6 protein-coding genes are annotated in these 5284 nt (G+C 46.4%); 3 read left to right on the forward strand and 3 right to left on the reverse strand.

Translation table 11 applies throughout. From position 1 onward, the window contains the following. Positions 1-283: 283 nt before the first annotated feature. On the reverse strand, positions 284-946 hold the full coding sequence (locus J3491_RS11740; RefSeq protein WP_243456383.1) for a DNA glycosylase: 663 nt from the start codon (positions 944-946) through the stop codon (positions 284-286). Positions 947-1392: 446 nt separating this feature from the next. Between J3491_RS11740 and upp the strand changes: the two genes are divergently transcribed. Both upp and J3491_RS11750 read left to right on the forward strand, forming a co-directional pair. Further along, positions 1393-2040 carry a uracil phosphoribosyltransferase gene (gene upp / locus J3491_RS11745; protein WP_075101966.1) on the forward strand — a complete coding sequence of 216 codons (648 nt, stop codon included), beginning with the start codon at positions 1393-1395 and terminating at the stop codon, positions 2038-2040. Positions 2041-2114: 74 nt separating this feature from the next. Further along, complete coding sequence (locus J3491_RS11750) at positions 2115-2867, forward strand: SDR family NAD(P)-dependent oxidoreductase (RefSeq protein ID WP_207970340.1); 753 nt, start codon at positions 2115-2117, stop codon at positions 2865-2867. Positions 2868-2891: 24 nt separating this feature from the next. On the opposite strand, the gene J3491_RS11755 is transcribed toward J3491_RS11750, so the two are convergent. Beyond that, complete coding sequence (locus J3491_RS11755) at positions 2892-3542, reverse strand: hypothetical protein (RefSeq protein WP_207970341.1); 651 nt, start codon at positions 3540-3542, stop codon at positions 2892-2894. A gap of 187 nt (positions 3543-3729) precedes the next feature. Here J3491_RS11755 and J3491_RS11760 point away from each other — a divergent pair, with 187 nt between their 5' ends. Then, positions 3730-4707, forward strand: a complete 978-nt coding sequence (locus J3491_RS11760) for an alpha/beta fold hydrolase (RefSeq protein ID WP_207970342.1) — start codon at positions 3730-3732, stop codon at positions 4705-4707. Positions 4708-4801: 94 nt separating this feature from the next. Here J3491_RS11760 and J3491_RS11765 read toward each other — a convergent pair whose 3' ends face one another. Further along, positions 4802-5032: a DUF1653 domain-containing protein gene (locus tag J3491_RS11765; protein WP_207970343.1), complete on the reverse strand. Its 231-nt coding sequence runs from the start codon at positions 5030-5032 to the stop codon at positions 4802-4804. Positions 5033-5284: the final 252 nt, after the last annotated feature.

Consider the following 5284-nt stretch of genomic DNA (forward strand, 5'->3'; position numbering starts at 1 on the left):
GAATGATGATTCATTGTTTAAATGAGTCACTCTTTTATCCGCCTTCCCTTTTGACTGGGTGGCATTATACGCGTATTTGGGTGGGGGTCAAGGGGACTGGCTTATTAATTAAGAGATTATTTGGCATGATGTTTGATACTTGATATATATCAAACAGTTAACAGGAAAAATAATTTACCGTAATCTCAATTTCTCTACTTTAATCTCAATTACCTTACTTTAGCGTTTAGCCACCTCGGTTCCTCAGACGACATTATTCTATCTATGCTTCTTTATATATCCTTTATAGCTTGCCTATTTTTTCAAAAAAAGCTTTATAAGCGGCGATTTTTTTGTCTAGCGCCAAAGGATAAGCGCGCGAGGTAGAGGGCAGACGATATAAAGTCAGCTCTTTGACGGCAGTGTCTTTGTCATGATGCTGCCATTGATAAGGATACTGCATGCTTTGATTGGTCTTCGGGTGCTTGGACTTGGCGGGTGGCTCCGCTAGTAGGCTTAGCAAAACCTCAGTTGCTTTGCCGCCGGTGGTAAAGAGCGTCTTAACCTTTGGTACTTGCGGCAAGATATTATCTAAATCCACTGGGGTGACGACAGTTAGGTGTTTGTCCGATGCATTTCCGGTCTCACGAATGGCTTGCTTTACCGTCGGGCATGAGGCAATACCACGGTCAAACAAAAAGTCGCGAATACGCTCAGGATCAAAACGCTTTTCGCCCTCTACTCTAAAATAATCAATATCGTCGAAAAAAACGCCGCCATAAATACGCCACATATCATTATAAAAGTTTGGATAGTGAAAACGCATTGCCCATTTATCAGCAGTCGGTGGAAACGTGCCCATCATCATTACACTGGCATTTGCAGGCAGTACTGGGGCAAACGGATGGGTTTCTACTTCTAAAGCATCGTCTTTTGACAATGCTGCGTCGATTTCTGTATGAGACATGGGGTGCTGGGTGCTAGTTGGTTGATTGGTCATAAGATTCTTCATCAAAAAAGCGGTTTTTTTGGTATCATAGCAGGCCTAAACACTACTTCACCGACCCTGACGTCATATAGTCATCCATAATAGTAAAACATAGTCGATTCAATACAACATGGCATCCTCATTGATGCGCTCAATACGTGGCCGCTTACTATAGTAACTCAACTTTATTGGTAACATTTTGCTCGGTAAGCATGTTGTGATAACTCTATATATGTCGCCATTTATGTAGTCAAAGAGAATCGTGCTGTCAAGAGATAAAAGCTCTAGGCGCGGTTGTTAGATAGGCTAAGCTTACTATGAATGCGCTAAAGGCGGGGTAACGTGTGGTAAGTGTTTGTATCTTTTATACTAATGGCAACCGCAGCGACTGCGCAAGCATCAGACCCAAAACCAAGAGAGTACTTATGAGTGACTTAAAAATTACTGTAATCGATCATCCGCTAGTCCGTCATAAACTCAGCCTAATGCGCGAAAAAGACTGTAGCACTTATAAATTTCGTACATTAACCAAAGAGCTTGCGCGCTTGATGGCGTACGAAGCAAGTCGTGATTTTGAAATTGAGACCTTCCCAATGGAAGGCTGGTGTGGTGAAATCACAGGTGAGCAAATCATCGGTAAGACGGCAACCATCGTACCTATCTTACGTGCCGGCATTGGCATGCTAGATGGGGTACTCGATTTGATCCCTACGGCCAAAATCTCTGTCGTCGGCTTACAACGTGACGAAGAGACCTTGCAGCCTGTGCCTTTCTTTGAAAAATTCGTCAGCCACATGGACAAGCGCCCTGCTCTCATCATTGACCCAATGCTAGCCACAGGCGGCTCGATGGTTGCAACCATCGAGATGCTAAAGAAAAACGGCTGTACCAATATCAAGGCGTTGGTATTGGTAGCGGCTCCTGAAGGGGTGCGTTTGGTCAACGAAGCGCACCCTGATGTAACCATCTTTACAGCGGCGCTAGATAGCCACTTAGATGAGCACGGCTATATCATCCCAGGTCTTGGCGATGCTGGCGATAAAATCTTTGGTAAACAGCTATTTAATAGATAAGCATAAGCTGCCACAAAGCAGCGCACCATTCATATCACAAAAGCCACATACGATATCAATTATAAGGACATAACATGAACGTATTGATCACAGGAGCAAGTGCAGGGTTTGGTAAGGCGCTGGCAGAGCGTTTGGTCGCAGGCGGTCACCAAGTGATCGGTTGTGCCAGACGCCGCGATAAGCTTGATGCACTGGCAACTACATTGGGCGAGGCGTTTTTGCCGGTGGTCATGGATGTCAGTGACACAGCGTCTATCCCGCAAATCATTGCTGACTTGCCGGCTGGTTTTCAGCACATCGATGTTTTGGTAAATAACGCTGGGCTAGCGCTCGGCACCGAGCCTGCCCATGAGGCAGATCTTAATGACTGGATGCGTATGCTCGATACCAATGTCAAAGGTCTGGTGGCGCTGACCCACGCTGTACTACCTGCGATGGTGGCACGCGACAGCGGTTATATCATCAATGTCGGCTCTATCGCTGGCAGTTGGCCGTATTTTGGCGGTAATGTCTATGGTGCGACCAAAGCCTTTGTCAAACAGTTTAGCTTAAACTTGCGCGCGGACTTAGTCGGTACGCAGGTGCGCGTCACCAATCTTGAACCAGGTAATGTCGCTGGCACTGAGTTTTCGAATGTGCGCTATCATGGCGATGACGAAAAAGCCGCCAAAGTCTATGACGGCTTTAAAACCATGACTGGTGAGGATATCGGCGATATTTTATTGTGGTTGATTGAATCGCCAGCCCATATCAATGTCAATCGCTTGGAAGTGATGCCAGTGGCGCAAACTTATAATGGTCTGACCATTGCGAAGCAAGGCTGTTAAAAGCTTAGCCGGCCGTTTTGCTCTCTAACGTAACTCATAAGACCGAAGCAATATAGTCTCATCTGTGTTGCTTCTTTTTTTGGGTTGAATTTGGGTTTCTTTGACCAGCGTCAACTGCTGAAAGTCCAAAATCAGCACTTCATTTCGGAGGCGCTCACTGGTGCGCTTATTATGGCGAATAGGAAACCCTAAGAGGTGTTTGCCGACGATGGTTAGCTGATTGACTACCATCTGTGTAGATTGCACAGCACGGCTACTTGGCTGTGCATCGATGATAGCAGTCGCAGGATTGACCGTGGTGGTTAGCAACTTGGTTTGTCGTACCCGCTTTGGCATATCACCTGCAAAAAACAGCACTTGCCCCAGCGGTAAATACTGCGCATGCCGCGTCAGCTCACGGCGAAATAATGCGGGCATATCGGTATTAAAGCTGTCCTCGCTTTGCCGATAAAAAGCGGTAAAGTTCCGATGCAAATAGCGGCCAAACACACTGCTATTGATCCAGTCCTGATACACTTCATTGGCTAATAACTGTTGTGTAAAATCCTGAGCATCAGGCATGCTCTCTGCGCTTAGCATCGCAACTAGTAGCGCCTGCGGGGTTGCAAAAGTTTGCTGCTGCCAGCGCTGTGGATATAAACTACTATCAAGCAAGGCTAACGTCGATTTGCTCACACACTCTCCCTTTATGTCACTGATGATCATTGATCGGCCGCTCATCCCTTAACCTGCTCGCCGCTATTACCGCTAGGCATTTTTTATGCTATGGTCAGTTTAATTGTTTTAATATAGCAGGGTTTTATCAGTGGCAAAACGTTTGCATCAGCGCGATGCTCTGCTCTGCAACAAGGTATCATACCTGATGAAAACCAACCTATTTGCTGTGCCGCGCCCTGCTTTGTTCAATCAGTATCAGCTGCATACAAAAAACATCGAGGTGGCAAAAGGCACGCTGCTACCCATGTCAGTTATCGGCCACGGCAAGCCGGTGCTACTGCTCCATGCGTACGGGATGGATGCACGTGAGTTTTTGCCATTTATTCTGCCTTTGCTCGGTCACTATACGTTTTATCTGCCACATTTACGCGGGTTTGGTGCCGCAAAGGATATCGAGCTGAGTGAGTTTGATTTTTTGCGGCAATACGCCGATGACCTCCATGTCGCCATTGAGCAAATTTGTTTGGCACGCAACATAGACGCATTGCCCGTCGCCGCCATCTCGATGGGTGCACAAGTGATGTGGGCGTATTTTTCGCGTTATGGCAGCGCAAGAGTCAGTCGTTATTTAAACATCGACCAAAGCCCTGCGATTCATAACCAGCCTGACTGGCAAGGCGGTTTGTTTGGTACGCGGCAGCGCGAGGTGTTTGCAGTCTTTCATGAGGTGGTGAATATGACGCTGCCGTATATTCAGCTCGAGAGTTTTACCCACCTGCCCTTTGCGCTCAAGCGCCGCGTCACTGATGTCGAGCGACAGTTTTCCTTACTATCCGTCAACCGCAAACGCTCAAAGGCCATCGTGCAAATCCTAACGCATCAAAACGATCATCGGCTGGTGTTTTATGACCACCGTATTTGGCAGCATAAGATGCGCTGTTTGCAAGCATACTTAAATCTGGAGTACGATTTTCGGGCGGTGATAGAAAAAGTCACCATTCCAGTCGTGAACTTAATCGGAGGTCGCTCACAGCTCTATGACGCTAAGTGGCAGCAGCAGGTGACGCAGATGCTACCCAGCGCTACAGAGATTGTATTGCCGCACTCTGGTCATGCGGTACCGATGGATGAGCCGATTGGCTTTTATAAAGCATTGAAGGGATTTTTGGAAAATGAGCTATAGGCGATATGGTAAAAATCTGGGTCAAAAACCCAGCCCACGACAGCGTCTCTTAAGCTTCTACTCAAGAGCTTCTATTCAGCCTTTCTATTTCGAACTAATCAGCTAACGCTTTCATCAGCTCAAATCTAGCTACTTCCTTACCATCAACTTCAACAGTTTCAGTAAACATCGCTAATGGTCGTACCCAAACGCCGTACTCACCGTACAGACAGCGGTAAACGACTAAGGCTTCTTCGGTCTCAGAATGCTGCGCGGTATGCAGCACTTGATACAGGTTGCCTTTGTAATGGCGGTAAATGCCTTGGGGGATTGTATTGTCTGTCATCTGCATGTCCTAGTATGTCGCCAAACTATCTTAACAAAAAATAAGGCCGACCATCATGTCGACCTTGTTTTAAATATCAATAGTTTATCCCAGTTACTTATTTCTAGTGACTTGTTTCCAGCCACTTATAGTCAGTTGAAACCAAAACTGTCATAAGTTCCAAAGCGCGACTGGGATGAATTTTTCGCAGCCTCTGTGTATACAGCACGCAAGGAAAATTTATACCAGTAGCGCTATAACATTTTTAAATTG

It is taken from the genome of Psychrobacter halodurans (assembly GCF_017498075.1).
Taxonomy (GTDB): domain Bacteria; phylum Pseudomonadota; class Gammaproteobacteria; order Pseudomonadales; family Moraxellaceae; genus Psychrobacter; species Psychrobacter celer.

Excerpts from the sequence above, each read along its gene's own strand:
- J3491_RS11765 (WP_207970343.1), bottom strand. The coding sequence starts at position 5,032 with ATGACAGACAATACAATCCCCCAAGGCATTTACCGCCATTACAAAGGC.
- J3491_RS11760 (WP_207970342.1), top strand. The coding sequence starts at position 3,730 with ATGAAAACCAACCTATTTGCTGTGCCGCGCCCTGCTTTGTTCAATCAG.
- J3491_RS11740 (WP_243456383.1), bottom strand. The coding sequence starts at position 946 with ATGTCTCATACAGAAATCGACGCAGCATTGTCAAAAGACGATGCTTTA.
- J3491_RS11750 (WP_207970340.1), top strand. The coding sequence starts at position 2,115 with ATGAACGTATTGATCACAGGAGCAAGTGCAGGGTTTGGTAAGGCGCTG.
- upp (WP_075101966.1), top strand. The coding sequence starts at position 1,393 with ATGAGTGACTTAAAAATTACTGTAATCGATCATCCGCTAGTCCGTCAT.